21 protein-coding genes are annotated in these 24,993 nt (G+C 67.2%); 13 read left to right on the top strand and 8 right to left on the bottom strand.

Annotation, left to right across the window (positions count from 1 at the left end; genetic code table 11):
• The first annotated feature begins 153 nt into the window (after window positions 1–153).
• Complete coding sequence (locus HW532_RS16510) at window positions 154–1,080, top strand: 2-hydroxyacid dehydrogenase (RefSeq protein ID WP_213161513.1); 927 nt, start codon at window positions 154–156, stop codon at window positions 1,078–1,080.
• A gap of 16 nt (window positions 1,081–1,096) precedes the next feature.
• Here HW532_RS16510 and HW532_RS16505 read toward each other — a convergent pair whose 3' ends face one another.
• From HW532_RS16505 to HW532_RS16480, 6 genes are all read right to left on the bottom strand, one after another.
• Entirely contained in the window at window positions 1,097–1,810 is a 714-nt protein-coding gene (locus HW532_RS16505) for a GntR family transcriptional regulator (protein ID WP_213161512.1), read from the bottom strand.
• The gene (locus HW532_RS16500; protein WP_246479216.1) at window positions 1,783–2,778 is read right to left on the bottom strand and encodes an ABC transporter ATP-binding protein; all 996 of its coding nucleotides are present in this window, start codon (window positions 2,776–2,778) and stop codon (window positions 1,783–1,785) included. Before HW532_RS16500 ends, HW532_RS16505 begins: the two co-directional genes overlap by 28 nt.
• Window positions 2,779–2,808: 30 nt before the next feature.
• On the bottom strand, window positions 2,809–3,795 hold the full coding sequence (locus HW532_RS16495; protein WP_213161511.1) for an ABC transporter ATP-binding protein: 987 nt from the start codon (window positions 3,793–3,795) through the stop codon (window positions 2,809–2,811).
• Window positions 3,792–4,622, bottom strand: a complete 831-nt coding sequence (locus HW532_RS16490; RefSeq protein WP_213161510.1) for an ABC transporter permease — start codon at window positions 4,620–4,622, stop codon at window positions 3,792–3,794. The genes HW532_RS16495 and HW532_RS16490 overlap by 4 nt, the downstream gene beginning before the upstream one ends.
• A 33-nt stretch (window positions 4,623–4,655) precedes the next feature.
• A complete protein-coding gene (locus HW532_RS16485) occupies window positions 4,656–5,609 on the bottom strand; it encodes an ABC transporter permease (RefSeq protein WP_213161509.1) in 954 nt (317 codons plus the stop codon).
• Window positions 5,610–5,745: 136 nt separating this feature from the next.
• A complete protein-coding gene (locus HW532_RS16480; RefSeq protein WP_213161508.1) occupies window positions 5,746–7,320 on the bottom strand; it encodes an ABC transporter substrate-binding protein in 1,575 nt (524 codons plus the stop codon).
• A 349-nt stretch (window positions 7,321–7,669) separates the two neighbouring features.
• On the opposite strand from HW532_RS16480, the gene HW532_RS16475 reads away from it, so the two are divergent.
• From HW532_RS16475 to HW532_RS16435, 9 genes are all read left to right on the top strand, one after another.
• Entirely contained in the window at window positions 7,670–9,100 is a 1,431-nt protein-coding gene (locus tag HW532_RS16475) for an FAD-dependent oxidoreductase (protein WP_213161507.1), read from the top strand.
• A 66-nt stretch (window positions 9,101–9,166) separates the two neighbouring features.
• Window positions 9,167–11,221 (top strand): NADH:flavin oxidoreductase, encoded by a 2,055-nt coding sequence (locus tag HW532_RS16470; RefSeq protein ID WP_213161506.1) that lies wholly within the window; start codon window positions 9,167–9,169, stop codon window positions 11,219–11,221.
• Between the two features lie 355 nt (window positions 11,222–11,576).
• Window positions 11,577–12,683 carry an Ldh family oxidoreductase gene (locus HW532_RS16465; RefSeq protein WP_213161505.1) on the top strand — a complete coding sequence of 369 codons (1,107 nt, stop codon included), beginning with the start codon at window positions 11,577–11,579 and terminating at the stop codon, window positions 12,681–12,683.
• Window positions 12,680–13,417 (top strand): GntR family transcriptional regulator, encoded by a 738-nt coding sequence (locus HW532_RS16460; protein ID WP_213161504.1) that lies wholly within the window; start codon window positions 12,680–12,682, stop codon window positions 13,415–13,417. Before HW532_RS16465 ends, HW532_RS16460 begins: the two co-directional genes overlap by 4 nt.
• A 68-nt stretch (window positions 13,418–13,485) precedes the next feature.
• Window positions 13,486–14,544 carry a TRAP transporter substrate-binding protein gene (locus tag HW532_RS16455; RefSeq protein ID WP_213161503.1) on the top strand — a complete coding sequence of 353 codons (1,059 nt, stop codon included), beginning with the start codon at window positions 13,486–13,488 and terminating at the stop codon, window positions 14,542–14,544.
• Between the two features lie 128 nt (window positions 14,545–14,672).
• Window positions 14,673–15,200, top strand: a complete 528-nt coding sequence (locus tag HW532_RS16450) for a TRAP transporter small permease (protein WP_213161502.1) — start codon at window positions 14,673–14,675, stop codon at window positions 15,198–15,200.
• A 10-nt stretch (window positions 15,201–15,210) separates the two neighbouring features.
• A complete protein-coding gene (locus HW532_RS16445; RefSeq protein ID WP_213161501.1) occupies window positions 15,211–16,515 on the top strand; it encodes a TRAP transporter large permease in 1,305 nt (434 codons plus the stop codon).
• A 40-nt stretch (window positions 16,516–16,555) separates the two neighbouring features.
• Window positions 16,556–17,476: a 4-hydroxy-tetrahydrodipicolinate synthase gene (dapA, locus tag HW532_RS16440; RefSeq protein ID WP_213161500.1), complete on the top strand. Its 921-nt coding sequence runs from the start codon at window positions 16,556–16,558 to the stop codon at window positions 17,474–17,476.
• A gap of 20 nt (window positions 17,477–17,496) precedes the next feature.
• Window positions 17,497–18,918 carry an FAD-binding oxidoreductase gene (locus HW532_RS16435; RefSeq protein ID WP_213161499.1) on the top strand — a complete coding sequence of 474 codons (1,422 nt, stop codon included), beginning with the start codon at window positions 17,497–17,499 and terminating at the stop codon, window positions 18,916–18,918.
• On the opposite strand, the gene HW532_RS16430 is transcribed toward HW532_RS16435, so the two are convergent.
• Together HW532_RS16430 and HW532_RS16425 are read right to left on the bottom strand one after the other, a co-directional pair.
• Complete coding sequence (locus tag HW532_RS16430) at window positions 18,824–21,031, bottom strand: oxidoreductase (RefSeq protein WP_213161498.1); 2,208 nt, start codon at window positions 21,029–21,031, stop codon at window positions 18,824–18,826. The two genes, HW532_RS16435 and HW532_RS16430, sit on opposite strands and share 95 nt — an antisense overlap.
• Before the next feature lie 15 nt (window positions 21,032–21,046).
• Complete coding sequence (locus tag HW532_RS16425; protein WP_213161497.1) at window positions 21,047–21,538, bottom strand: MarR family winged helix-turn-helix transcriptional regulator; 492 nt, start codon at window positions 21,536–21,538, stop codon at window positions 21,047–21,049.
• A gap of 86 nt (window positions 21,539–21,624) precedes the next feature.
• Here HW532_RS16425 and hmgA point away from each other — a divergent pair, with 86 nt between their 5' ends.
• Genes hmgA through HW532_RS16410 form a run of 3 tightly spaced genes read left to right on the top strand, consistent with a single transcriptional unit; the run spans window position 21,625 to window position 24,966 of the window.
• Complete coding sequence (hmgA, locus tag HW532_RS16420) at window positions 21,625–22,938, top strand: homogentisate 1,2-dioxygenase (protein ID WP_213161496.1); 1,314 nt, start codon at window positions 21,625–21,627, stop codon at window positions 22,936–22,938.
• Between the two features lie 51 nt (window positions 22,939–22,989).
• On the top strand, window positions 22,990–24,012 hold the full coding sequence (locus tag HW532_RS16415) for a fumarylacetoacetate hydrolase family protein (protein WP_213161495.1): 1,023 nt from the start codon (window positions 22,990–22,992) through the stop codon (window positions 24,010–24,012).
• A 3-nt stretch (window positions 24,013–24,015) separates the two neighbouring features.
• Complete coding sequence (locus tag HW532_RS16410) at window positions 24,016–24,966, top strand: MBL fold metallo-hydrolase (protein ID WP_213161494.1); 951 nt, start codon at window positions 24,016–24,018, stop codon at window positions 24,964–24,966.
• Window positions 24,967–24,993: the final 27 nt, after the last annotated feature.

Genomic DNA, 24,993 nt, shown 5'->3' with positions numbered 1-24,993 from the left:
CGCATAATCGCCTCCCGACACTGGATATTGTGGCAGCAAACACGCTACAAAATCGCGTTCAATGGACGCAGGGGGGAGACATGCCCTCCGCGACCGCCCTCCCCCGTGGCCCGACGCCGCCGCCGACATCCCATTGCCTGGAGCAGACCGACAATGACGATCCTTTACAGAGCCGAAACGCAGCGCGGGCGCGAGTGGCAGGAGCTCTTCGCGAGGAATGCGCCCGATCTCGACTTTCGGATCTGGCCGGACGATATCGATCCCGCCCGTGTCGACTATCTCGTCGTGTGGTCTCCGCCGGACGATTTCATCCCGCAGTTTCCCAATCTCAAGGCGGTGTTCTCCGTCGGCGCGGGTGTCGATCACATCGATCTCGACGCCGTACCGGAGACCGTTCCCCTGGTGCGCATGATCGAACCCGGCCTCGTGACCGGCATGGTCGAATTCACCGCCATGAGCGTGCTGGCCCTGCAACGCGATCTCATCGCCTATATCGCCCAGCAAAGGGCCGGCGAATGGCGCCAGCACCGCCTCGTCCCGGCGCGCGCCTGCCGGGTCGGGGTCATGGGGCTCGGCATGCTCGGCCAGGCGGTTCTCGGCCACCTCGCCACGCTCGGCTTCCAGCTCTCCGGCTGGAGCCGCACGCAGAAGACCCTGGAAGGTGTCGATTGCCATGCCGGCGCGGACGGCCTCAAGCCGTTCCTCTCAGGCTGCGACATCCTCGTCTGCCTGCTTCCGCTCACCGCAGAGACGCGCGGCATCCTGAACGCGGATACCTTCGCCGCCCTTCCCGAGGGCGCGGGGATCGTCAATGTCGGGCGCGGCGGCCATCTCGTGGAGGACGATCTGATCGCCGCGCTCGACAGCGGCCATATCAAGGGCGCGGTCCTCGATGTCTTCTCCGAGGAGCCGCTGCCGGCCGGCCATCCCTTCTGGCACCATCCCGGTGTCCTGTTGACGCCGCATATCGCGAGCGTGGCGGGAGGCGACGCCGGCGGGCTGGCCCTTCTCGACAATATCCGCCGCCACCAGCGCGGAGAGCCGCTGGAGGGCCTTATCGACAGGGCGCGCGGTTACTGAACCGCCGACCCGCAGATCACGTCCGGGTTCCGGAGTGCTCGAACGGGTCCGGCGCGTTGCTCTGCCGGTAGAGGCTGACGACACCCTGAATGTGGAACCGGACCGCGGCCTCCGCGAGCGTGACGTCGCGCTCGCGCAGCGCCCGCAGGATCATGGCGTGCTCGCGCTGGGCGTCCTCCACGGAATGGCCGCGCTCGTAGAAGCGGGCGCTGATCACCAGAACCTTGTCGTAGATCGCCAGAAGCTGATCGCGGATCATCCGGTTCCCGCACAGATGTGCAATCGAGCGGTGGAACAGGTTGGCGTGCTCGTTGAAGATATCGTACTGGCTGGCCAGATCGTAGGCCGAATAGGCCTCCAGCTGGCTCTCCAGCGCGTCGAGATCGGCCTCGCTGGCGCGCTCGACGCAAAGCCTGGCGGCCATCTTCTCCAGCCCCTCGCGAAGCTGGTAGAGCTCCTCCACGTCGGCGAAGGTGAATTCCTTGACCCGGAGCTGTCGGCCGACCTTCTCCAGGAAGCCCTCCTGCTCCAGCCGGAACAGCGCCTCGCGCACCGGCGTGCGGCTGGCCTCGTAGCGCTCGCTCAGGGTTGCCTCGTTGAGCACCGCGCCCGGCAACATGCGCCGCGCGGAGATGTCCCGGCGCAGCCGGTCATAGACCTTCTGGCTCTGGAGGGTCCGGTCGCCGCGCCCGCTGTCCGCCATCATGCCGCCTTGCTCAACCTCTGCCATTCATAGCAGGCGACCTCGTGGCCCGTCCCCACCGTCTCCATCGGAGGATGGCGCGTCGCACAGCGATCGGTGCGGATCGGGCAACGCCTGTAGAAGCGGCAGCCGGTGCGGTCGTCCTCCGTCGGATTGAACGCCTCGTCCGCCCTCGCCGTTCCCGCTACCGTGCCGTCATCGTCGCCGACGGTCGCCAGCAGGGCCTTTGTATAGGGGTGGCGCGGGTCGTTGAACAACGCCTCCGTCGGCCCGGACTCCACGAGCTTGCCGAAATACATCACGCCGATGCGGGTGCACAGATAGCGCGCGACATGCAGATCGTGGGTGATGAACAGCATGGTCATGCCGGAGGCGGCCTGGATGTCCTTGAAGAGGTTCAGGATCTGCGCGCGCACCGACACGTCGAGCTTGGAGACGGCCTCGTCGGCCACCAGGAAGTCCGGCTCCATGGTGAGCGCCCGGCCGATGGCCACGCGCTGGAGCTGGCCGCCGGAGAGCTCGTGGGGGAACCGGTCGCGGAACACCGGCGACAGGCCGACCCGGGTGAGGATATCGTCGATGCGCGCGTCCACCTGCCCGGCGGGCACCATGCGGTGGAGCCTGAGCGGCGTCGCCAGCGCGTCGCGTACCCTCTTGCGCGGGTTGAGCGAGGACAGGGGGTCCTGGAACACCGTCTGGAGACGGCGCCGGATCGGACGCAGGCCGCCCTCCGGCAGCGCGGCGATATCGCGCCCGTCGAGCAGGATCGCCCCCGATGTGGGATCGACCAGCCGCAGGATCGTCTTGCCGAGCGTGGTCTTGCCCGATCCGGACTCGCCCACGAGGCCGTAGATCTCGCCGCGCGGGATATTCAGGCTCACATCGTCGACGGCCGTGATGAAGCGCGGCCCCTTCGACATGACGCTATCGAGCCCCCGCTTGGCGCGGAACCGGACCACAAGATTGCGAAGCTCGATCAGCGGCGCGTCGGTCAAAGCCTTGTTCCTTCCGTGTTCACGGCCGTTTCACCCGTCATAGAGCAGGCAGCGCACCTCGCGGCCCGGCCCGGGGAACCGCATGGGCTGGGCGGCCGTGCAGCCCTCGCGCGCATGGGGGCAGCGCGGCTCGAAGCGGCAGCCCGCCGGCATGGACCGCCAGTTCGGCAACTCGCCGGGGATCTCCCTCAACCGGTCGACCCGCTCGACCAGCTCCGTCGCCGTGCGCACGAGGCCTTGCGAGTATGGATGTTTCGGGTCGGCGAGCAAATCCTTCGCCGGGCCGATCTCCACGATCTGGCCCGCATACATCACCGCGATCCGGTCGCAGAGCTTGGCGGCGACCGACATGTCGTGGGTGATGAACAGGAAGGAGGCTCCCGTCTCCTCCTTCAGCCTCTGGAACAGCTCGATGATCTGGTGCTCGACGATATTGTCGAGATTGGTGGTCGGCTCGTCGGCCACGACGAGGGACGGCCTGAGCTGCAGGATGAGCGCGATGAGCGCACGCTGCAGCATGCCGCCGGAGAGCTGGTGGGGATAGCTCTTGAGGATCTGGGCCCCGTGGGGAATGCCGACACGGCCGAGCACGGCGACCGCCTCGCGCCGCCAGGCGTCGCGGTCGGCGAAGAGCTCCGGCCGGCTGTCGGCGACGCGCCGGCTCGCATGCCTGAAATGCCAGCCGATGGTCTTCACCGGATTGAACGAACCGACCGGGTCCTGGAAGATCATCGCCATGCGCCGGCCCCGGAGCGCTGCGAACTCGCTCTCCGGCCAGCCGGCGATCTCCTCGCCGTCGAACCGGATGCGATCGGCATCGATCGCGGTGTGCTCGGGCAGCAGGCGCAGGATCGACATGCACGACACGGTCTTGCCGGAGCCCGATTCCCCGATGATGCCCAGCACCTCGCCGCGCTTCACGTCGAAATCGACGCCTTCCACCACCCGGATCTCGTTGTCCCGGAGCCGGAAGCCCGTGGTGAGGTTGCGCACCTCCAGAAGGTTGGTCGCCGTCATTCCGCCCTCTTGCGCAAGCGGGGATCGACGAGGTCGCGCAGCCCGTCTCCCAGAAGGTTGAGGCCGAGCAGGGCGAAGCAGACCGCCAGGCCCGACATTGTGAGTACCCATGGCGCGCGGCGGAAATATTCCTGCCCGTCGGCCATGATGACGCCGAGCGACGGCGTCGGCGGCTGCACGCCCAGCCCGATGAAGCTCAGGCCCGCCTCGATGACGATGCCGAACGCCACGCCGATACTCGCCTGGACCATGAGCGGCGCGGCGATATTGGGCAGGATCTCGCGGGCGAGCAGCCTCAAGGGGTGCTGGCCCATGAGCCGGGCGGCCTGCACATAGGGTTCCTCGCGCACGGCGAGCGTCATGTTGTGCGCGAGGCGGGCGAATATCGGGATGTAGACGAGCGCGATGGCGATGCTCACATTCACCACCCCGAAGCCCAGTATGACCATGAGGAACAGGGCGAGCACGAAGGAGGGGAAGGAGAACAGGAGGTCCATGAAGCGCATGACGAGCAGGTCGTAGAGCCGCCCGAGATAGGCCGCCGTCATTCCCACCGTCGTGCCGATGAGGAGGGCGAGCGCGATCCCCGCGCCGGAGATGACGAGCGAGACCCGTGCCCCGTAGAGCACGCGCGTGAAGACGTCGCGGCCGAAGGAATCCGTGCCGAAGAGATGCGCGAGCGAGGGCGGCTGGAGCACGCCGGTGAACGACATCTTGGTCGGCGAGTAGGGCATGAGGCTCGCCACCACGATCACGCAGAGAAGGACGAAGACCGTGACGCCGAGGCCGGTCATGGCCGTCCAGCTCGCCCTGAAGTCACGCCACATGGGCCATCTCCCCTGTCTGCCCGGCACCGGCCATCATCGCGTCCTCTTCGGGTCGAGGGCGGCACAGATGATATCGACGGTGAAGTTGACCGAGAGGACGATGGTCAGGAACACGATGGTGCAGGCCTGCACGACCGGATAGTCGCGCGCGAAGGCGGCATCCACCATGAGCGAGCCGACGCCCGGCACGCCGAAGACGCGCTCCACCACGACCACGCCGCCGAGCAGGTAGCGGATCTGCAAGCCGACGATCACGATGTAGGGAATGATCGAGTTGCGGAACACATAGTGCTCGAAGACGAAGGGCCTGGAGAAGCCGAAGGAGCGGGCGACGGTCACGTAGTCGCGGCCCGAATTCTCCAGAAGCGAAGTCCTGAGCGTGCGCGCGAAGACCGCGGCCATGGGCGCGGCAATGGCGAGCGCCGGCAGGAGCCCCGTGACGAAGGCCCCGGACAGGGATTCGAACGGGCTCGTGAAGCCGTAGGACGGCAGCCAGCCGAGTGTCAGCGCGAAGACCAGGATCAGCACATAGCCGAGCCAGAAATCCGGCATGGACACGCCGAGCGCCGAGATCGAGGTCGCCACCGTATCGCTCATCCTGCCGCGCTTTATGGCGGCGAGCGAGCCCATGAAGAGCGAGACCGCGACCGCGAACACGATGGCGTAGAGGCCGACAAAGAGCGTGTTCGGAAGGCGCGTGACGACGAGCTCGGAGATCGGGATGCCGCCGGCGATGGTCAGCGACTTGCCGAAATCGCCCTGAGCCACGCCCTGGAGCCATGAGGCGAACTGCTCGGTAAGCGGCGCGTCGAGATTGCGCTCGGCGCGGAAGGCGGCGACGGCTTCCGGCGTTGCCGATTCCCCGAGCGCGGCAAGCGCCGGATCGCCCGGTGCGGCTTGCATGACGAGGAACACGGCAAGCGCGCCGATGAACATCGTCGCCACGGCCCCGAGGAACCGGCCGAGAATGAACTGGACTGTCTTCATGTCTTGCGCGTCGCGAGGTTGATCGGTCCGTCCCCCTCGCCCGCCCGCCGCCAGTGCGGCGGACCTGCCGTCCCCAGGGAGGCAGGGCGGCGGTGCGGCCGGAGCCGGGGCGAGGGGGCGGAGCCGGTGGCTTTCCTCAACAGCCCGTTACGGCGGCCAACTGCCCGCCATAGGCCGAATAGGGAAGCTGCACGAAGCCCTTCACGGCGGGCTTCATGAGGTTGTGCACGTTGCTCTCGAAGCAGCACAGCACGGGCGCGTCCTCCAGCATCAGCGATTCCGCCTCCCTGTAGAGCGCGCCGCGCTTGGCCTGGTCGATCTCCTCGCGCGCCTTGACGATCAGCGCGTCGAGCTCGGAGTTGGAATAGCCCTGGAAGTTGCGCCAGCCTTCGGTGTGCATGATGTCGTACATGTACTCGTCCGGGTCGATGAGCCCGAGCCAGCCCCAGATGCTCGCCTGGTAGTCGGACGCCTTCAGCCGGCTGTAGACCGTGTTGGCCTCCGACACCTCGACGCGGAAATTCACGCCGAGCGTCTCGTTGACCTGGGCGACGAACACCTCCGCGAAGCGCTTCCACCACCCGGACCCCCAGGTGAGCACGACCGCCTCGGTACCGGCGCCGTATTTGGACTTCTCCAGCTCGGCCTTCGCCTTGTCCGGATTGAAGCTGCAGATCTCGCGCGGCTTGGACGTATGGGCCCAGGACAAGGCCGCCGGGATGATGCCGTTGGCCGGCTCGCCCTCGCCGAACAGCACGATCTGGACCATGGTCGCCCGGTCGAAGGCCATGGAGACGGCGCGGCGGAAATGCACGTCGTCGAACGGTGCGGCCTTGTGGTTGAGCGCGATGAAACGGGTATTGAGCCCCGCCGACTTCGCGACCGTCACCTCCGGATCGTCCACGAGCTCGGGCACGTCGGCGAAGGGCGCGGTGCTGGTCAGGTCGATGGTGCCGCCAAGCAGTGCCGTCACACCGCTCGATTCCTCGGGGATGAGCGGCATGTCCACGGCGGGAATGGCGGGTTGGCCCTCGACGAAATAGCCCTCATGCGCCTTGAGCTTGACCTCGACATTCGGCTTGTAGGCCTCAAACGCATAGGCGCCGGTGCCGATGGGCTTCTGGGCGAAGGCCGCCTCGTCGCCGCCGTCGAGAACGTGCTTCGGCACGATCTGGCTGCCGGTGCGGGCATTGGTGAGATAACTGAGCAGCGGAGCGAAGGGCTTGGCTGTCTCGATCTCCACGGTGAGCGGATCGACCGCGCGCACCTCGGTGACCGCCTCGAACTTGCTCTTGTGCGGCGAGTCCGCATCCGGCGCCATGAGCCGCTCGAAGGTGAACTTGACGTCTTCCGACGTCATCGGCTTGCCGTCGTGGAAGGTCACGCCCTCGCGCAGCCTGAAGCGCCACACGGTCGGCGAGACGGCCTCCCAGCTCTCCGCGAGATCGCCCTCGATCTCCATCTTGTCGTTGAACTTCAGAAGGCCATTGAATATCGCCCAGAGCACGTAGAACTCCGGGATCAACGAGGCCTTCATCGGGTCGAGCGTGTTGATGACGCTGTAGCCGGTAATGCCGGCGCGCAAGACCTTGCAGGCGCTCTGCGACCATGCGAGACCCGGCCACAACCCGGCGGCGGAGGCAACACCGCCGGCTGCCGCGCCCTGAAGCAGCGTGCGCCGCGTGATCTTGTGCTGAACTGGTCCACTCATCTCGTGAAGCCCTCCCTCTCGGCTCATCGGTGACCGTCACCCCCGGCCAGCAATCCGTCGGCGCGCCATCCATGGGCGGCCTAATTCAGTATACCGTAGCTTGATCGACACACACTCCATCGTCAAGACGAAGAATTCAACGTCGCACGCCTATCTTTATAGCTCTGATATTCAAAGATATTTTTTTCACACGCTTCACGCTTGACAGATCTCTCCACCGCTAGGATTGTCATTGTATACTGAACTTTCTCACCGCGACCTCGCCAGGACGGAGGACCGCCCTACCATGCGCCCGGCGCTGAAAGGCCTTTCAGAACAATCGTTTGACGCCGCCGTCATTGGCGCAGGCGTGAACGGCGCCAACACCGCGCAGACGCTCAGCGCCCGCGGTTACAGCGTGCTGCTGGTCGACAAGGGGGACTTCGCCTCCGGGTCGAGCAGCCGGTCGAGCCGGCTGCTCCATTGCGGGCTGCGCTATCTCGCCCCCGGCGGCTCCCTGTGGGACTTCGTGCGCCATCCGGGCCGGTTCGCCGTGGCCTGCCGGATGGCCCGCGACGCCATGATCTCGCGCGCCCGCTTCGTCGAGCTGACGCCGGAGCGCGTCCGGCCGCTTTCCTTCTGCTTTCCCGTCTATGACGACAGCCCCTATGCCGGCTGGCAGGTCGACGCGGCCTTCGCGCTTCTCGGCCGGCTCGGCGGCCGGTCCGTGCCGCTCGACTATCGCCGGCTCGGCGCGCGCGAGGCGCTGAAGGCTCCCCTGCTCGAACATCTGCGCGCACCGGACAGGCTGCGGAGCGTCGCCATGTTCCGCGAATACCAGTTCGACTGGCCGGAGCGCATCGCGATGGATGCCGTTCTGGACGCCGAGCGGATGGGCGCGACCGTGCGCAACTACACGCCCGTGACGCATATGGCGCGCAAGGGCGACGGCTGGCGGCTGGAGCTCGCCGACGCGCTCGACGATGCCGCTCCGCCGGTCTCCGTCAGCGCGCGTGCGGTGTTCAACATGGCCGGCATCTGGATCGACGACGTCAACGGGCGCGCCGAGCCGGACGGAGCCTCCAGGCTGATCACGGGCACGAAGGGCTGCCATATCGTCGTGCGGCTGCCGCCCGAATGCCGCGATTTCGGCATCGCCACCCTCAACCGGCTGAACGAGCCGTTCTACTGCATCCCCTGGCGGGGCCTGCATTATTTCGGACCCACGGAGACCCTCTACGAGGGCGACCGCGACGACATCCACGTCACGCCGGAGGAGATCGACTTCCTGATCGGCGAGGCGAACCACCTCCTGCCGGGGCTGACGATCTCGCGCTCCGACGTGCTCTACACATGGGCCGGCGTGCGCCCGCTGACCTACGATCCCGCCCAGCCGCTCGGCGCGCGGTCGCGCGACCTCCACGACCTCTCGCCCACGGGTATGGAGAACGTCTTCGCGATGACCGCCGGCCCCATCATGAGCCACCGCTCCGCCGGCACGATCGCCGCCGACGCGCTTGCGCCGAAACTCGCCCCCAGCGGACCCGCCGCGGAGCCCTCCTATGCCGCCCGGCCAGCCGCCGACATTCACCGCGCGGTCGCGGAAGAGCAGGCCGAAACCCTGGTCGACGTCATGTTCCGGCGGACCGGAAAGGGCTGGTCTGAGACCATGGGCCGGGAGGAGGCCGAAACCGCCGCGGAGGTCATGGGCGAGGTCAAGGGCTGGCCGCGCGACCGCATCGCGCGGGAAGTGGCCGATTATCTGGAGTATCTTCGCCGCACCCACACGCTCCCCGCCTGAAACACCCCCAAACGGCGGCGCACCGGCGCCGAAACAGCACAAAGACCACCGAGGACCTCGATCTCAATGGACGACCAGAACACCACGGCCACAGCCACACGGGACCCGCTGCTCCAGCCGCTGACCATCGGGCACCTGACGCTCCGCAACCGCATCATGAGCACAAGCCATGCCTGCGGACTGGAGGAAGGCGGCATGCCGAAGGAGCGCTATCAGCGCTATCACGAGGAGAAGGCGCGCGGCGGGCTCGCACTCACCATGTTCGGCGGCTCGTCCAACGTCGCCCCCGATTCGCCCAACACCTTCCGCCAGCTCAATGTCGGCGTCGACGAGGTCATCCCGTATCTCCAGAGCTTCTCAGGCCGCGTCCACGCCCAGGGTGCGGCGCTGATGTGCCAGATCACCCATCTCGGCCGGCGCGGCGACCCCTATGGCGATCACTGGCTGCCCATGATCGCCCCCTCGCCGATGCGCGAGACGCTGCACCGCGCCTTTCCCAAGGAGATGGACGAGCACGACATTGCGCGCGTCGTGAAGGCCTATGGCGACGCCGCGCTGCGCTGCAAGGAGGGCGGCCTCGACGGCATCGAGACGCTCGCCGGCGGCCATATTATCGGCCAGTTCCTATCTCCCCTCACCAATCACCGCACCGACCGCTTCGGCGGGTCGATGGAGAACCGCTGCCGCTTCGCTGTCATGGTGCATCGGGAGATGCGCCGCCGGGTGGGCGACGGCTTCCTGATCGGCATGCGCTACATCGTCGACGAGGGCGACGATGCGGGCCTGCGTCTCGACGACTGCATCGCCGCCGCGAAATTCATCCATGCCGAATGCGGGATCGACTTCTTCAATGCCGTCTACGGCAAGATGGACACCGAGCGCGGACTCGCGGTCGACAACATGCCGGGCATGGCCATGCCGCTCGCCCCCTGGGTCAAGCCGGTCGGCGCGTTCAAACGGGAGCTGGACGTGCCGGTGTTCCATGCCGCCCGCCTCTCCGACGTCGCCTCCGCCCGCTATGCCGTCGCGGAGGGGCTCGTCGACATGGCCGGCATGACCCGCGCCCAGATCGCCGACCCTTATCTCGTCTCCAAGCTGACGGAGGGCCGCGAGGAGGAGATCCGTCCCTGCATCGGCGCCACGCACTGCCAGTCGCCGCACCGCCCCTCCTGCCTGCACAATGCTGCCACGGGGCGCGAGACCGTCCTGCCGCAGGTCATCGAGCGCTCGCCGCGGGCGGGCCGCAAGGTGGTGATCGTCGGCGGCGGCCCGGCCGGGCTGGAGGCCGCGCGCGTATCCGCCCGGCGCGGCCACGAGGTGGTGCTCTTCGAGGCCGCGCCGGAGCTCGGCGGCCAGGTCCTGATCGGCTCGCGCGGGAGCTGGCGGCGTGACCTGACGGGCCTTGTCGACTGGCGCGCGGGCGAACTCGACCGCCTCGGCGTCGACTGCCGTCTCAACCGCTATGCCGAGCCGGAGGACGTGCTCGCCGAGACGCCCGACATGGTGGTCGTCGCGACCGGCGGCATTCCCGACCTCGACTGGCTGCCCGGCGCGGAGCTGTGTACCAGCGCCTGGGACGCGCTGACCGGCAGCGTGCCGCTGCGCGACGAGGTGATCGTCTATGACGGCACCGGTCGCCATCCCGCCCCGCTCAATGCCGAGCTCGCCGCGATGGAGGGCAAGACCGTGCGGTTCGTCTCCATCGACGGCTATCTCGCCATGGAGCTTCCCTATTCGGAGCGCTTCAACTGGAAGCGGCGCTTCTACGAACTCGGCCTCACCGCGACCTTCGACCATCGCCTCGCCGGCGTCGCGCGCGAGGGCAACAGGCTGAGGGCGACCTTCGTCAACGAGACGACGCTGGAGACGGTATCCCATGTCGCCGACCAGGTGATCGTGGAACACGGCACGGCGCCCGTGGACGAGCTCTATCACGCGCTGCGCGGCCAGTCGGCCAATGACGGCGTGACGGATATCGACGCGCTGCTGGCGCTCAGCCCGCAGCCGCGCGCCCTGAAACCCGACGCGCCCTTCGAGCTGCACCGTATCGGCGATGCCGTGGCGAGCCGCAACATCCATGCGGCGATCTACGATGCGCTGAGGCTCTGTGCGGCCTTCTAGCGCGCCGGCCCGCTCACGCTCCACCCTGTCCCGCCGCGCGGGAGGGGTGGACGGCGAGCGCCATCGCAGACAGTCCGCCTCAGCCCCATGCCGTCCCTTTCCTGCCCATTACGCCGGAATCGCGGATATCCGTTGCGCATACTTCTCGTATGCATTTAGACTGAAAGGCGATCGGGCGCGCCTGACGGGCAAGGGGAATCCTCAGGAACTCCAGTAATTCCGCGGATTTTTCTATCGCACCAGATGGCGCTTGATCGCCGCCCCATAAGCCTCTAGCATTGCATACACGTTGCATACAAACTGGAGCGCGGCAGGCGTCGCTCTCCGGCGAGGCAGGGTCGAGAGGTATCCGCACGTGACAGCTCCCGGTGACGCAACCGCCCAGACGCGCTGGATCGCAGCGGAAGCGCTCGGGCGCCGCGTGAGCGCCCTTCTTCGCCAGTGGGGCCTGTCGCCGGACAGTGCGGAGGCCGCGGCCGGGGTTCTCGTCCAGGCCGATCTCTTCGGCATCCAGTCGCACGGCGTGAACATGCTGAAGGTCTACGAGACCTACAGGAACGATGGCCGCATCGCGCTCCGGCCCGAGCCCCGCCTGGAACGCTCCACCCCGGTCTCCGCCGTGATCGATGCCGATGGCGGCCTCGGACATCTGCCTTCGCTCATGGCCGTGGACGAGGCGATCTCGCGGGCCCGGGAGACGGGGGTCGGAATCGTCGCCGTGCGCAACTCGCATCATTACGGCGCCGCCGGCATCTACGCGCTCAAGATCGCCGAGGCCGGGCTGATCGGCCTGTCCTTCACCAATGTCGGCACCTCCTCCATCGTGCCGACGCGCGGTCTCCAGGCGATGTTCGGCACGAACCCCATCGCCTTCGGCGCCCCGGCGGCCCGCAACCGCCCCTTCCTGCTCGATATCGCGACCAGCACGGCGGCCATCGGCAAGATGCTGGTGGCCCAGCGCGCGGGCCGGCCCATCCCGCCGGTCTGGGCGACGGATGCCAGCGGCGAGCCGGTGACCGACCCGACTGTGGCCCTCGCCGACCGGCGGCTCCTGCCCGTCGGCGGCGCGGAGGAGACCACCGGCGGCCACAAGGGCTATGGCCTTGCGATGATGGTGGAGATCCTCACCGCGACGCTTGCCGGCGCGAGCTTCGCCCCGCTTCGCGATCCCGCCCGCAAGACGATGGATGTGGGCCACAGCTTCATGGCCATCGATCCCGGACTGTTCCGCGAGCGCGAGGACTTCCTCGCCGACATGGACGCGATGATGGAGAGCCTGCGCGCCACCCCCAGACGCGATCCCGACCTGCCCGTCCTGGTCCATGGCGACAAGGAGTATGCCCTGGAGGCGGACCGCCTGCAGCGCGGCATCCCCTTCGAGCCCGACCAGATCGCCCAGCTTGCGGGCCTGTTCGAACGCGCAGGCCTCGTCTTCCCCGATGGCGAGGAGGCACCCGCATGAGCCGCAGGACCGCCACGCAGAAGCGCAAGCAGCCGAGCGTCTACGAGCGCATACGCAACGACGTCATCGCCTTCGTTCTCAGGCCCGAGCAGGAGCTCGACGAGAGTTCGCTGGCCGAACGCTACGCGGTCTCGCGCACGCCGATCCGCGAGGCGCTGATCCGTCTCACCAACGACCGTCTCGTGGAGGCCCTGCCCGGCCGCGGCATCCGGGTCAGCCCGTTCATCGTCTCCAACTATCCCCGCTACATGGAGGCGACCGACCTCATCCGCCGGGCGCTGGCGCGCGGCGCCGCCCACAGGCGCACGACGGTCGATCTCGCCAAGCTCAAGGAGACCCAGGCCGCCTTCGTGGAGGCCATCGAACCGCTCACCACGCGCTTTCCGGTCGCGGAGGTGGAGCTGTCCAACAGCGAATGGGCCTTCCACACCGCGCTCGCGGAGTCCAGCCACAACCACTATCTGATCGAGGCCTATTCGGCGCTGATCCTGCAGGGCATCCGCATGATGCGGATCCAGTATGGCTACCAGCCGATCGGCGCGATCTCGATCACCGACTACCTGACGGAGCTGACGGAGCGCCATGCGCGGCTCGTGGCCGCCATCGAGGACCGCGACCTCGACGGCGCCGAGGAGGCCGCGCGCGCCATGCACAAGGGGCTGGCCGACCGGCTCTCCGTCTACTTCCAGGAGAATTTGACCGAGGGGATATCGTTGTCATCGGCGGACGGCTGAGGCCTCGCAAGGCCGAAACCGGCCGGCCCGGCGGTGATATGGGAGAAAATCGAGGAGGGAGAAAAGCTATGATGCACTCGCCATCGCTTCTCAAGACACTTGCAAAGACAGCGGCAGCCGCCCTGTTCGCCATGACGGCAGTCGCCGGTACCGCCGGCATCGCGTCCGCCCAGACCATCGTGAAGTTCGGCCACACGGAAGGCGAAGGCGACCTTCTGGACAATCCGTACTGGGCCTATACGGAAGTCTTCTCCAACCTAGTGAAGAACGGCACGAATGGCCGTTACGAGGTCCAGGTGTTCCCGAACAAGCAGCTCGGCGGCCTCGAATCCCTCGCCGAGCAAACCTCGCGCGGCATCATCCAGATGGCCGGCGGCATCTCCGCGGGCAACCTGTCCAGCTACTTCCCGAGCATCCAGGTGCTCGAGATGCCCTATATGTTCCCGACCACCGCCATCGGGCGCAAGGTCATGAACGGGCCGTTCGGCAAGGAGCTCTCCGACGCCGTGGCCGAGGAGAGCGGCATCCGCATCCTCGCCTACCTGCCGTCGGCCTTCCGCTCGTTCACCAACAACGAGCACCCGATCAAGACCGCCGACGACATGAAGGGGCTCAAGATCCGCGTGCAGCCGATCCCGATCCATCTGGAGATGGTCAAGGCGCTCGGCGCGTCGGCCACGCCGATCGCGTGGGCGGAGCTCTACAACGCGCTGCAGACCGGCGTCGTGGACGGCCAGGAGAACGCGCCCTACACCATGCTGCTGGCCAATCTCCAGGAGGTCCAGAAGTACTACACGCTGGACAACCATCTCCTGAACATGCCGCTGATCATCATCAACGAGGACTTCTACGAGTCCCTGTCGGACGCCGACCGCAAGGTCTTCGACTACGCGGCCCGGGAAGCCGCCTTCGCGATGCTCGGCATCATCAAGGCCAAGGAATCGCAGGACCTGAAGACGATCTCGGAGGCCGGCGTGGAGATCTACTCGCCGACCGAGGAGGAGTTCCAGACCTTCGTGGAGGCGACCCGTGAGCCCATGAAGGAGGCCCTCAAGGACGAGATCGACATGGTCTGGCTGGACAAGCTGACCGCCGCGATCGAGGAGGCGAAGGCCTCGTCCGAATAAGCCTTTCGGGGGTCCGATAGCAGGCTCAAGCCCCCTCACCCTTCCGATTGCGCAAGGCAACGGGCGGGTGAGGGGCGCGGGCCGGCCCCTGACATTGACCGTCTCTTCGGAGCTCGGGAGCCCGCACCATGCAGAAACTGCTCGATGCCCTGTTGAAAGCAGCCGACGGTCTGGCCCGTGTCACGAGCGTGGCATCGCGCATCATGCTGCTGGCGGTCGCCGCGATGCTGTTCGTGCAGGTCGTGCTGAGATACGTCTTCCTGTACTCGCTGCCCTGGCCGGAGGAGGCCTCGCGCTATCTGATGATCTGGGTCGTCATGATCACCGGCAGCCTGCTGGTGAAGGACGAGCAGCTCGTCTCGGTCGACTTCTTCGACGCGCTCTGGCCGAAACGCGTGATCGCCTATCGCAACGCCATCTTCCGGGTAATGCTGGTGGGCCTTCTCTGCGTGCTCTTCAGGGAGGGGCTCGACCAGGCGCTGTTCGCATGGAACCGGACGACGACCGCGCTCCAGGTCTCGTGGTTCTGGCCCTATCTCGCCGTGCCTGTCGGCAGTGCGCTGATGATCTTCCACATGGCCGTGCTCGCCCTGCGCGACATCCTCAGGCCCGAAGGCGTGCAGCAGGAAGCCTCAGTCCTGCGCGCCGACATATAGGTCCAATCCCATGGACTCAGCTCTTCTCACCGTTCTCGCCTCGCTGCTTGGCCTTCTCATCTTCGGCAGCCCGGTCATCTTCGCCATCGGCACCGCCTCGCTGGTCTATTTCATGGTCAAGCCCGGCATGTGGTCGATGGTGCCGATCTATGCCCACAAGTTCTTCACCGGCATGGACGTGTTCATCTGGCTGTCGATCCCGCTCTTCGTGATCGCCGGCGAGATCATGACCTCCATCGGCATGACCGACCGGCTTGTGAACTTCTCGCGCCTCCTTGTCGGCCGGTTCCGCGGCGGGCTCGCCTATGTGAACGTCGTCGGCTCGATGATGTTCGGCGGCGTCTCCGGCTCCGCGCTCGCCGACATCTCCGCCCTCGGCCCCATCGAGATCTCGATGATGAAGAAGGACGGCTACCGGCCGGACTTCTCCGCCGCCGTCACGGTGACCTCCGCCGTCCAAGGACCGATCATTCCGCCGAGCATTCCGCTCATCATCTTCTCCAGCCTCACCAACACCTCGGTGGCCGCCCTGTTCCTCGGCGGGGTGATCCCCGGCATCCTGCTCGGCCTGTCGATGATGGTCCTCATCTTCTTCATGGCGCGCATGCAGGGCTTCAAGGCCAACCCCATCGCCGGGCTGACGCTCGCCCTGGCGGCGCGGATCGCGCTCGACGCCTTCTGGGCGCTGTTCATGCCGGTCATCATCCTTGGCGGCATCATCACCGGCGTGTTCACGGCCACCGAAGCCGCCGCCGTGGCGGTCGCCTACGCCATGGTGATCGGCGTCGTCGCCTACCGGAACCTCACACTGAAGAAGCTGTGGGACATTCTCGACCGCGCCGCGCGCACCTCCGCCTCGGTCTATCTGATCGTGGGTTTTGCCACCATCATCAGCTGGATCCTTGCCAATGAGCGCGTGCCCAACGAACTGTCGGCGCTGATCGAGGGCTCGAATATCGAGCCCTGGATGCTACTCCTGATCCTCAACCTGTTCTTCCTGTTCAACGGCCTGTGGATCAGCGACAGCGTGCAGCTCCTGCTGTTCGCGCCACTGTTCACGCCGATCCTCGCGGCGATGGGCGTCGATCCGGTGCATTTCGGTGTCATCATGACGGTCAATGTGATGATCGGCCTGCTCACCCCGCCCTACGGGCTCGGCCTCTATCTGGGATCGGCGGTCAGCGGGGTGCCGCTCGGCGACATCGTCAAGCAGACCATGCCGTTCCTCATCGGCGCGTTCTGCGTGCTGATGCTGGTCACCTATGTGCCGGCGATCACACTCACCCTGCCGCGCCTGTTCGGCTTCGTCCAATAGTCTCCACGTCCAAGATCCACCCACTGGAAAGGTTCATCCGATGCCTCTCTCCCCATCCGATCTCACCGGTGTCTTCCCGGCCATGGTGACGCCCTTCACCGCAGACGGAACGATCGACCGGCCCGCCGTGAAGACGCTCGTGGACCATCTGCTGGCCGGCGGCGCGACCGGGCTGGTGCCGATCGGCGGCACCGGCGAATACACCGCCCTGACGCCGGCGGAGCGCAAGGAGATGGTCGCGGTGACGGTCGAGGCCGCCGCCGGCCGCGTGCCCGTGGTCGCGGGCGTGCTCTCGCCGGGCTATGGCGAGGCGAAGCTCGCCGGCGACGACATGAAGGCGGCGGGCGCCGATGCCGTCATGCTGCTTACCCCCTTCTACGCGCTCGGCACGCAGGAGGGTGTGCGCCGCTACTTCCAGGCCTTCCGGTCGGATGTCGATCTGCCCATCGTGTTCTACGAGATCCCCGCGCGCACCAACATCTCCGCCAAGGCGGACACGCTGCAGGCCATCGTCGAGGATGGCTCGATCATCGGCATGAAGTATTCCAACTACGACCTCGTCGAGTTCATCAAGGTCATGAACCGCGTCGGCGACAAGGTCGCGGTGATGAGCGGCGAGGAGCCCTTGTTCGCCACCCATCTCAGCCTCGGCGCGACGGGCGGCGTTCTGGCCACCTCCAATATCTATCCGCGCATCTGGACGCACATCTTCGAGCTCGCCAAGGCAGGCAATCTCACCGAGGCCGTCGCCATGCAGAACCGGCTCGAGCCTCTGTTCGCCGCCATTTTCGGCGAGGCCAATCCGGGACCGCTCAAGCGCGCCATGAAGATGGCCGGCCTCGATGCCGGCGAGGTCCGGCTGCCGCTGCTTCCGCCGAGCGCGGAGACCGTCGACAAGCTGGAGGCCATCATGCCAATGCTGGACGACCTCGAGGCCGCCCCGCTGGCGAAGGCGGGCTGACCGGGACAAGACGGCACGACATGTCGGACGACTTCATATCCCGGCTCACGGGACTGGTCGGCGAGCGCGGTATCGTGACCTCGCCGGCCGAGATGGCCCCCTATCTGGAGGACTGGCGCGGGCGCGAGCATGGCCGGGCGCGCGCCATCGTCCTGCCGCGCACGACCGAGGAAGTCGCCGAGGTCGTGCGCCTGTGCGCGGAAACCGGCACCGCCGTGTTCCCGCAGGGCGGCAATACGAGCCTTTGCGTCGCCGCGACACCGGGGGCGGATGCCGACGGCATCGTGCTCGGGCTCAAGCGCATGAACGCCATCCGCTCGCTCGACCGGGCGAGCTCGGCCATTGTCGTCGACGGCGGCGTGGTGCTGAGCGCGATCCACGAGGCGGCGGCCACGGTCGGCCGGCAGTTTCCTCTGCATCTGGGATCGGAAGGCACCGCCCAGATCGGCGGGCTGATCTCCACCAATGCCGGCGGCACAGGCGTGTTGCGTTACGGACCGACGCGCGATCTCGTCATGGGGCTGGAGGTCGTGCTTGCCGGCGGGCGGGTCTGGAACGGGCTGTCGACGCTGCGCAAGGACAATACCGGATACGACCTGAAGAACCTCTTCATCGGCGCGGAAGGCACGCTCGGCATCATCACGGGCGCGGCGCTGAAGCTCGCCCCCGCGCTCCGCGCCCGGGCCGATGCCTGGCTGTCGGTGGCCGGCCCGGAGGAGGCCGTCACCCTGCTCGGTGCGCTGCAGGACGTGTTCGACACCAATCTCCAGGCCTTCGAGCTGCTGTCGCGGTCGGAGATCCAGAGCGTGCTCGACTTCGTGCCCGGCCGGCACTGCCCCTTCGGCGAGGCGCCGGCATGGTCGGTCATGATCGAGCTCGGCGCGCCCGACCCGGAGGCCGCGCTCACCGCGAGGCTCGAGGAGACGCTCGCCGAGGCGATGGAGGCCGGCACCGTTCTCGACGGCTTCATCGCCCAGAACGAGACCCAGTCGGCCGACATCTGGCAGGTGCGCCATTCCGTCTCCGAATCGAACAAGAAGCGCGGTGTGGGGCTCACCCACGACGTTTCCGTGCCGGTCTCCCAGGTCGCCCGCTTCATCGCGGAGGCGGACGCGATGGTGGCCGAGCACTATCCGTCCGCCGAACCCGTCGTGGTCGCCCATATGGGCGACGGCAACGTCCACTACATCGTCATGTTCGACCATGACTGGTGGCAGGACGTCATGGACCGCAAGGCGCTGCAGAACAATGTCATGCGCCGGGTCCACGATATCGCCATGGCGCTCGGCGGCAGCTACAGCGCCGAGCACGGCATCGGACGCAAGCTCACCGCCGAGCTCGAACGGCTCACCTCGCCCGTCGAGCTCGACCTGTTCCACCGCGTGAAGGCGATGCTCGATCCCGACGGCCTGATGAATCCGGGTGCCGTCCTGAGCCCCTGACGGGCGTGCAGGCCGGATCGACGGTCAGCCCGCGAACCGGGTCTTCGAGCGCGGTGAGCTCGCGGCGGAACGGCACCGTGTCGCCCGTATCGGGCGGCCCGTCGAGGGTTTCGGCATATTTGCGGCCGGAATAGACGGCGGCGGCGATGGTGCCGGGCGCGAAGGCATCGCCGATGGCGCGCACGGAGGCGATGCCGGCATCGGCCCAGTCCTCCTCTCGCGCCTTGAGGTCCTCAACGAGCCCTTCCTCCGGCAGGCGGGCGGTGACGAGCAGGACGGCATCGCAACCGATGGCGCCCTCGCGCCCGGTGAACACGCAGGCCGTCCGTACGCCTTCCGGTCCGAGCGCCGTCACGGCGGTATGCGGCCGGATCGTGACGCCCTTCTCGATCAGGCGTGCCTGGATGCGGTGCTGCTCCATGGTGGTGCGTGTCCAGGCGGAGACCTCCGCGGCGGGCGTCGCGAGCGTGACCGCGAAGCCCTCGTCCGCCAAGAGCTCCGCCAGAACGCCGCCCATATAATAGTGGTCGTCGTCATAGACGAGCACGGTCTTGCCGGCGGGGCGCCCGCCCGCCATCAGGTCGTCGGGCGTGAGAACGGCCGTGCCGTCCGCCACCGGGATCGGTGTCCGGTGATGGCGCGCCACGCCGTCGCGCCGCCAGTGGCAGCCGGTGGCAACGGCCACGTGATCGAAGCCGAAGTCGAGGATATCTCCGGCGCCGAGCGCGCTGTCGAAATAGAGCTCCACATTGGCCAGCCCATGGAGCTGCTGGAGCCGGTAGTCGCGCACCCGCGCCCAGGCGGCGAGCCCCGGCAGGCGGCTCTCGCGGGTAACGCGGCCCCCGGCTTCCATGCCGGCCTCGGCGAGCGCCACCTCATAGCCACGCTTGCCGAGGGCCTGCGCGCATTCGAGCCCGGCCGGCCCCGCCCCGACCACGAGAACGCGGGCCTCGCTCTCCCGCGCGCGCAGGATCTCCGGATGCCAGCCGCGCCGCCATTCCTCACCCATGGTCGGGTTCTGCGTGCAGCGGATCGGCGACATGGTGAAATCGCCCGCCACGCAGATATTGCAGCCGATGCATTCGCGGATGTCCTCAAGCCGCCCCTCCTCGATCTTCCTCGGCAGGAAGGGATCGGCGATGGACGGGCGCGCGGCCCCGATCATGTCGAGCACGCCACGCCTTATCATGGAAACCATCGTGTCGGGCGAGGTGAAGCGGCCGACACCGACCACCGGCCTGGTGGTCAGCGCCTTGACGCCGGCCACGAAGGGCTCCTGCTCGCCCTCCCCGCCAAAGCGTGAGGTGACCGAGTCGTTGTCCCAGTCCGACAGGGCAAGATCCCAGAGATCGGGAAGCTCGGCCATCATGGCGATGACCTCGTGGACCTCCTCCTTGTGAAGGCCCGCCTCGCCGCACAACTCGTCGGCGGCGATGCGCACCGCCACCGCGCAGTCGTCGCCGACCGCCTCCTTCGTATCCTCGATCAGTTCGCGCAGCAGGCGCGCCCGGTTCTCCAGGCTGCCGCCATACGCGTCGCCGCGGTCGTTCAGCCGGCGCGAGAGGAACTGCTGAGGCAACCCCAGCCCATGGGCGGCATAGACATAGACGATGTCAAAGCCCGCGCGGACCGCGCGCCGCACCGCCGAGCTGTGCCAGCGCCGGAGGTTTCGGATGTCCTCGAGGTCCATGCGCCGGCCCTGCACCGGGTCCGGCATGAAGGTGGAGATCGGCAGGGCCTGCGGCCCCATGGGGATTTCCCGGCTGTGCAGGTTGGACCCGCTCAGCCCGTTATAGCAAAGCTCGATGCCGGCGAGCGCACCGTGCGCCTGGATGGCCCCGGTCATACGCTCCATCACCGGAATGTCGCGGTCGTCCCACAGGCGCAGCTCGATGAAGGGCGTGATCTCGGAGGTGTGGTGGATCTCCACCTCTTCGGTGCACACCACCGCCCAGCCGCCCTCCGCCTTGATGCCGCGCATGGCGGCGAGCGCCGCCGGGTCGCGATAGCCCATGCCGTTGCAGTGCGGCACCTGATAGAACCGGTTGCGTGCCGTTTTCGGCCCGATGCGGACCGGCTCGAAGAGAATGTCGTATCGCGGATCCCGCGCCATGCCTGCCCCTCCCTGTCATTGTTGTGTCTTGCCGCCCGAGGCGAAGACCCTTTCCACGCCGGCGAGCCCACGGTCAAGCTTCTCGCCATCGCGGGCAAGCGCGCGCATGAGCTCCGCCTCGTAGCCGCGCGCAATTCCGGCAAGCTCGCCATAGGCCTTCAGCCCCTGCGGCGTGAGGGTCAGATGTTCGGTGCGCCGGTCTTGCGGATCGGCCTCGCGCATGAGCCACTTGCGCTCCTCCAGCGCACGCACCGCGCGGCTGACCTTGGTCTTGTGCATGGAGGAATGCGTGCCGATCGCGGTCGCCGTGATGCGCCCGAACTGGCCGATGGTGGCAAGGCAGCGCCATTCGGGCCGGGTGAGCCCGTAGCGCTCGCCATAGAGCCTTGCAAAGCCGCGGCTCACGAGCTCTGCGGCCCGGTTCAGCCGATAGGGCAGGAACGCCTCGAGCGCCAGGATGTCCGCGTCCGTTTCGTCCCCTGCCGGTCCCGGGCCTCCAGCCGCCATGATCCCCTCTCCGCGACGCGCTTGATAGTTACAAAATCGACAGTTACAGATGAAACAAAATAGCTCCAAGGGAGGAGAATGCAATCATGGCGCTGCGCTATATGCCGGGCTTCGGCAACGACTTCGAGACCGAAGCCCTCGACGGCGCCCTGCCCCAGGGCCAGAACAGCCCGCAGGACTGCGCATACGGCCTCTATGCCGAACAGCTCTCCGGCTCGCCCTTCACCGCCCCGCGCGGCACCAACGAGCGCTCGTGGCTCTATCGCATCCGGCCGAGCGTGCGCCATACGGCGCGCTTCTCGCCGGAGGACCGTCCCCACTGGAAGACGGCGCCCTGCCTCGACGACCACTCGCTGGCGCTCGGCCAGCTACGCTGGGACCCCGTGCCGCCGCCGGAGGAGAGGACGGACTTCCTGTCCGGCATCCGCACCATGACGACGGCCGGCGATGTGATGACGCAGGCCGGCATGGCCTCACATGTCTATGTCTTCAATGCCGACATGGAGAACGACTACGCCTTCAACGCCGATGGCGAGCTCCTGCTGGTGCCGGAGACCGGCGCGATCCGCGTCTTCACCGAGATGGGCATCATGGATGTGGAGCCCTCCGAGATCTGCATCGTGCCGCGCGGCATGATGTTCAAGGTCTCGAAATTGGGGCCGGGCGAGTTCCGGCGCGGCTATGTCTGCGAGAATTACGGCGCCAAGTTCACCCTGCCCGAGCGCGGTCCCATCGGCGCGAACTGCCTTGCCAATCCGCGCGACTTCAAGACCCCGGTCGCCGCTTACGAGGACAAGGAGACGCCGGCGCGCGTGCATGTGAAATGGTGCGGCCGGTTCTTCGTGACCGAGATCGGCCATTCGCCGCTCGACGTGGTTGCCTGGCACGGTAATTACACACCGTACAAATACGACCTGAAGACCTTCTCGCCGGTCGGCGCGATCCTGTTCGACCATCCCGATCCGTCGATCTTCACCGTGCTGACGGCGCCATCGGGCGAGGCCGGCACGGCCAATGTCGACTTCGTCATCTTCCCGCCGCGCTGGCTGGTGGCGGAGCACACCTTCCGCCCGCCCTGGTACCACCGCAACATCATGAGCGAGTTCATGGGGCTGATTTACGGGCGGTACGACGCCAAGGAGGAGGGCTTCGTGCCCGGCGGCATGAGCCTGCACAACATGATGCTGCCGCACGGCCCCGACACGATGGCGTTCGGGAAGGCCTCGACGGAGGCGCTCAAGCCGGTCAAGCTCGACGACACAATGGCTTTCATGTTCGAGACGCGTTTTCCCCAGCAGCTCACCCGGTTCGCCGCCGAGCTCGAGACGCTTCAGGACGACTATACCGACTGCTGGGCGGGCCTCGAGCGCCGGTTCGACGGCACGCCCGAAGGCCGCTGACCGCCCCTAACGCCCGAAGGCCCCGACAGAAGGCCCCGACAAGGAGACCGAATGAAGCTCGCCACATTGAAGGACGGCTCGCGGGACGGACGGCTCGTCGTCGTCTCCAGAGACCTCGCCCATTGCTGCGATGTCGGCCATATCGCCCCGACGCTGCAGGCCGCGCTCGACAACTGGGCGCGGATCGCACCGCATCTGGCGCTCGTGGCCGAAGGCGTGGAGATCGGCGCGCAGCCCGTCGAGCGCTTTCACGAGCACGAGGCCATGTCGCCCCTGCCGCGCGCCTATCAGTGGGCGGACGGGTCGGCCTATGTCAATCATGTGGAACTCGTGCGCAAGGCGCGCGGCGCGCAGATGCCGGAGAGATTCTGGACGGATCCCCTGATCTATCAGGGCGGATCCGACAGCTTCCTCGGTCCGCGCGATCCCATCGCCATGGCCGACGACGAGAGCTTCGGAATCGACATGGAGGGCGAGGTCGCGGTGATCGTCGACGACGTGCCCATGGGCGCGAGCGAGGCGGAGGCCCGAGCGGCGATCCGCCTCGTCATGCTGGTCAACGACGTCAGCCTGCGCGGGCTCATTCCGGGCGAGCTCGCCAAGGGCTTCGGCTTCTTCCAGTCGAAACCCTCCTCCGCCTTCTCGCCCGTGGCGGTCACGCCCGACGAGCTCGGCGCGGCGTGGGACGGCGGCAAGGTCTCCCTGCCGCTCTGTGTCGACTATAATGGCGAGCCGTTCGGGCGCGCCGAGGCGGGCCGCGACATGACCTTCGACTTTCCCCGGCTCATCGCCCATGCGGCGCGGACGCGGCCGCTCGGCGCCGGCGCCATCGTCGGCTCGGGCACGGTCTCCAACAAGCTCGACGGCGGACCGGGCAAGCCCGTCTCGCAGGGCGGCGCGGGCTATTCCTGCATCGCGGAGATCCGCATGATCGAGACCATAGAGCACGGCGCCCCGAAGACGCCCTTCATGCGGTTCGGCGACACGGTGCGCATCGAGATGAAGGACCGCGACGGCCATTCCGTCTTCGGCGCTATCGAACAGACCGTAGAGCCATACGACAAGGGAGCCTGACCCATGGCCAAGCCGTTCGCCTCCCAGGGCGATCTCGAGGAGAAGACGATCTCGTTCACCGAAGTCGGCCGCGACCTCTGGGCCTTCACCGCGGAAGGCGACCCGAATACGGGCGTCATCATCGGCGACGACGCGGTGATGGTGGTCGACGCACAGGCCACGCCCCGGCTCGCCGGCAAGGTGGTGGAGAAGATCCGCTCGGTCACCGACAAGCCGATCAAATATGTCGTGCTGACCCACTATCACGCCGTGCGCGTGCTCGGCGCGTCGGCCTACGGGGCCAGCGAGATCGTGGCCTCCGACACTTGCCGCGCCATGGTGGCCGAGCGCGGACAGGAGGACTGGGCGAGCGAGTTCCAGCGCTTCCCGAGGCTCTTCGAGGGCCATGAGAGCATTCCGGGCCTCACCTGGCCGACCATGACCTTCAGCCGGTCCATGAGCGTCTATCTCGGCAGGCGTCGGGTGGATCTCAAGCATCTCGGCCGGGCCCACACGGCGGGCGACATCGTCGCCTGGGTGGCCGATGCGGAGGTGATGTTCACCGGCGACATCGTGGAATACCACTCCGCCTGCTATTGCGGCGACGGCCATTTCCGCGACTGGGGCGCAACGCTCGATGCCATCGGGGCCCATCGCCCGCACGCCATCGCGCCCGGCCGCGGCGACGCACTGGTCGGCGAGGCGAAGGTGAATGAGGCCATCGCGAAGACCCGCGATTTCCTGGAGAGCACCTATCGCCCGGCGGCCGGCGTCGCCGCGCGTGGCGGCACGCTCAAGGAGGCCTGGGACGCGGTGCGCGCGGAATGCGATCCGAAATTCGCCGACTACGCGATCTACGAACACTGCCTGCCCTTCAACGTGGCACGCGCCTATGACGAGGCGCTCGGCATGGACACGCCGCGCATCTGGACCGCGGAGCGCGACAAGGAGATGTGGGAGGCACTGCAGGGTTAGGATGTCCGTGCCCGGTTGGACCGGCAC

It is taken from the genome of Kaustia mangrovi (genome assembly GCF_015482775.1).
GTDB lineage: Bacteria > Pseudomonadota > Alphaproteobacteria > Rhizobiales > Im1 > Kaustia > Kaustia mangrovi.
Note: the sequence above shows the minus strand (reverse complement) of the source record. Positions and strands in the feature narration are given on the sequence as shown.

What these genes read in the sequence shown, in the direction of transcription:
- HW532_RS16485 (WP_213161509.1), bottom strand. Translation starts at nt 5,609, where the DNA reads ATGAAGACAGTCCAGTTCATTCTCGGCCGGTTCCTCGGGGCCGTGGCG.
- HW532_RS16480 (WP_213161508.1), bottom strand. Translation starts at nt 7,320, where the DNA reads ATGAGTGGACCAGTTCAGCACAAGATCACGCGGCGCACGCTGCTTCAG.
- HW532_RS16410 (WP_213161494.1), top strand. Translation starts at nt 24,016, where the DNA reads ATGGCCAAGCCGTTCGCCTCCCAGGGCGATCTCGAGGAGAAGACGATC.
- HW532_RS16490 (WP_213161510.1), bottom strand. Translation starts at nt 4,622, where the DNA reads ATGTGGCGTGACTTCAGGGCGAGCTGGACGGCCATGACCGGCCTCGGC.
- HW532_RS16435 (WP_213161499.1), top strand. Translation starts at nt 17,497, where the DNA reads ATGTCGGACGACTTCATATCCCGGCTCACGGGACTGGTCGGCGAGCGC.
- HW532_RS16445 (WP_213161501.1), top strand. Translation starts at nt 15,211, where the DNA reads ATGGACTCAGCTCTTCTCACCGTTCTCGCCTCGCTGCTTGGCCTTCTC.
- hmgA (WP_213161496.1), top strand. Translation starts at nt 21,625, where the DNA reads ATGGCGCTGCGCTATATGCCGGGCTTCGGCAACGACTTCGAGACCGAA.
- HW532_RS16510 (WP_213161513.1), top strand. Translation starts at nt 154, where the DNA reads ATGACGATCCTTTACAGAGCCGAAACGCAGCGCGGGCGCGAGTGGCAG.
- HW532_RS16470 (WP_213161506.1), top strand. Translation starts at nt 9,167, where the DNA reads ATGGACGACCAGAACACCACGGCCACAGCCACACGGGACCCGCTGCTC.
- HW532_RS16415 (WP_213161495.1), top strand. Translation starts at nt 22,990, where the DNA reads ATGAAGCTCGCCACATTGAAGGACGGCTCGCGGGACGGACGGCTCGTC.
- HW532_RS16430 (WP_213161498.1), bottom strand. Translation starts at nt 21,031, where the DNA reads ATGGCGCGGGATCCGCGATACGACATTCTCTTCGAGCCGGTCCGCATC.
- HW532_RS16455 (WP_213161503.1), top strand. Translation starts at nt 13,486, where the DNA reads ATGATGCACTCGCCATCGCTTCTCAAGACACTTGCAAAGACAGCGGCA.
- HW532_RS16495 (WP_213161511.1), bottom strand. Translation starts at nt 3,795, where the DNA reads ATGACGGCGACCAACCTTCTGGAGGTGCGCAACCTCACCACGGGCTTC.
- dapA (WP_213161500.1), top strand. Translation starts at nt 16,556, where the DNA reads ATGCCTCTCTCCCCATCCGATCTCACCGGTGTCTTCCCGGCCATGGTG.
- HW532_RS16450 (WP_213161502.1), top strand. Translation starts at nt 14,673, where the DNA reads ATGCAGAAACTGCTCGATGCCCTGTTGAAAGCAGCCGACGGTCTGGCC.
- HW532_RS16425 (WP_213161497.1), bottom strand. Translation starts at nt 21,538, where the DNA reads ATGGCGGCTGGAGGCCCGGGACCGGCAGGGGACGAAACGGACGCGGAC.
- HW532_RS16460 (WP_213161504.1), top strand. Translation starts at nt 12,680, where the DNA reads ATGAGCCGCAGGACCGCCACGCAGAAGCGCAAGCAGCCGAGCGTCTAC.
- HW532_RS16505 (WP_213161512.1), bottom strand. Translation starts at nt 1,810, where the DNA reads ATGGCAGAGGTTGAGCAAGGCGGCATGATGGCGGACAGCGGGCGCGGC.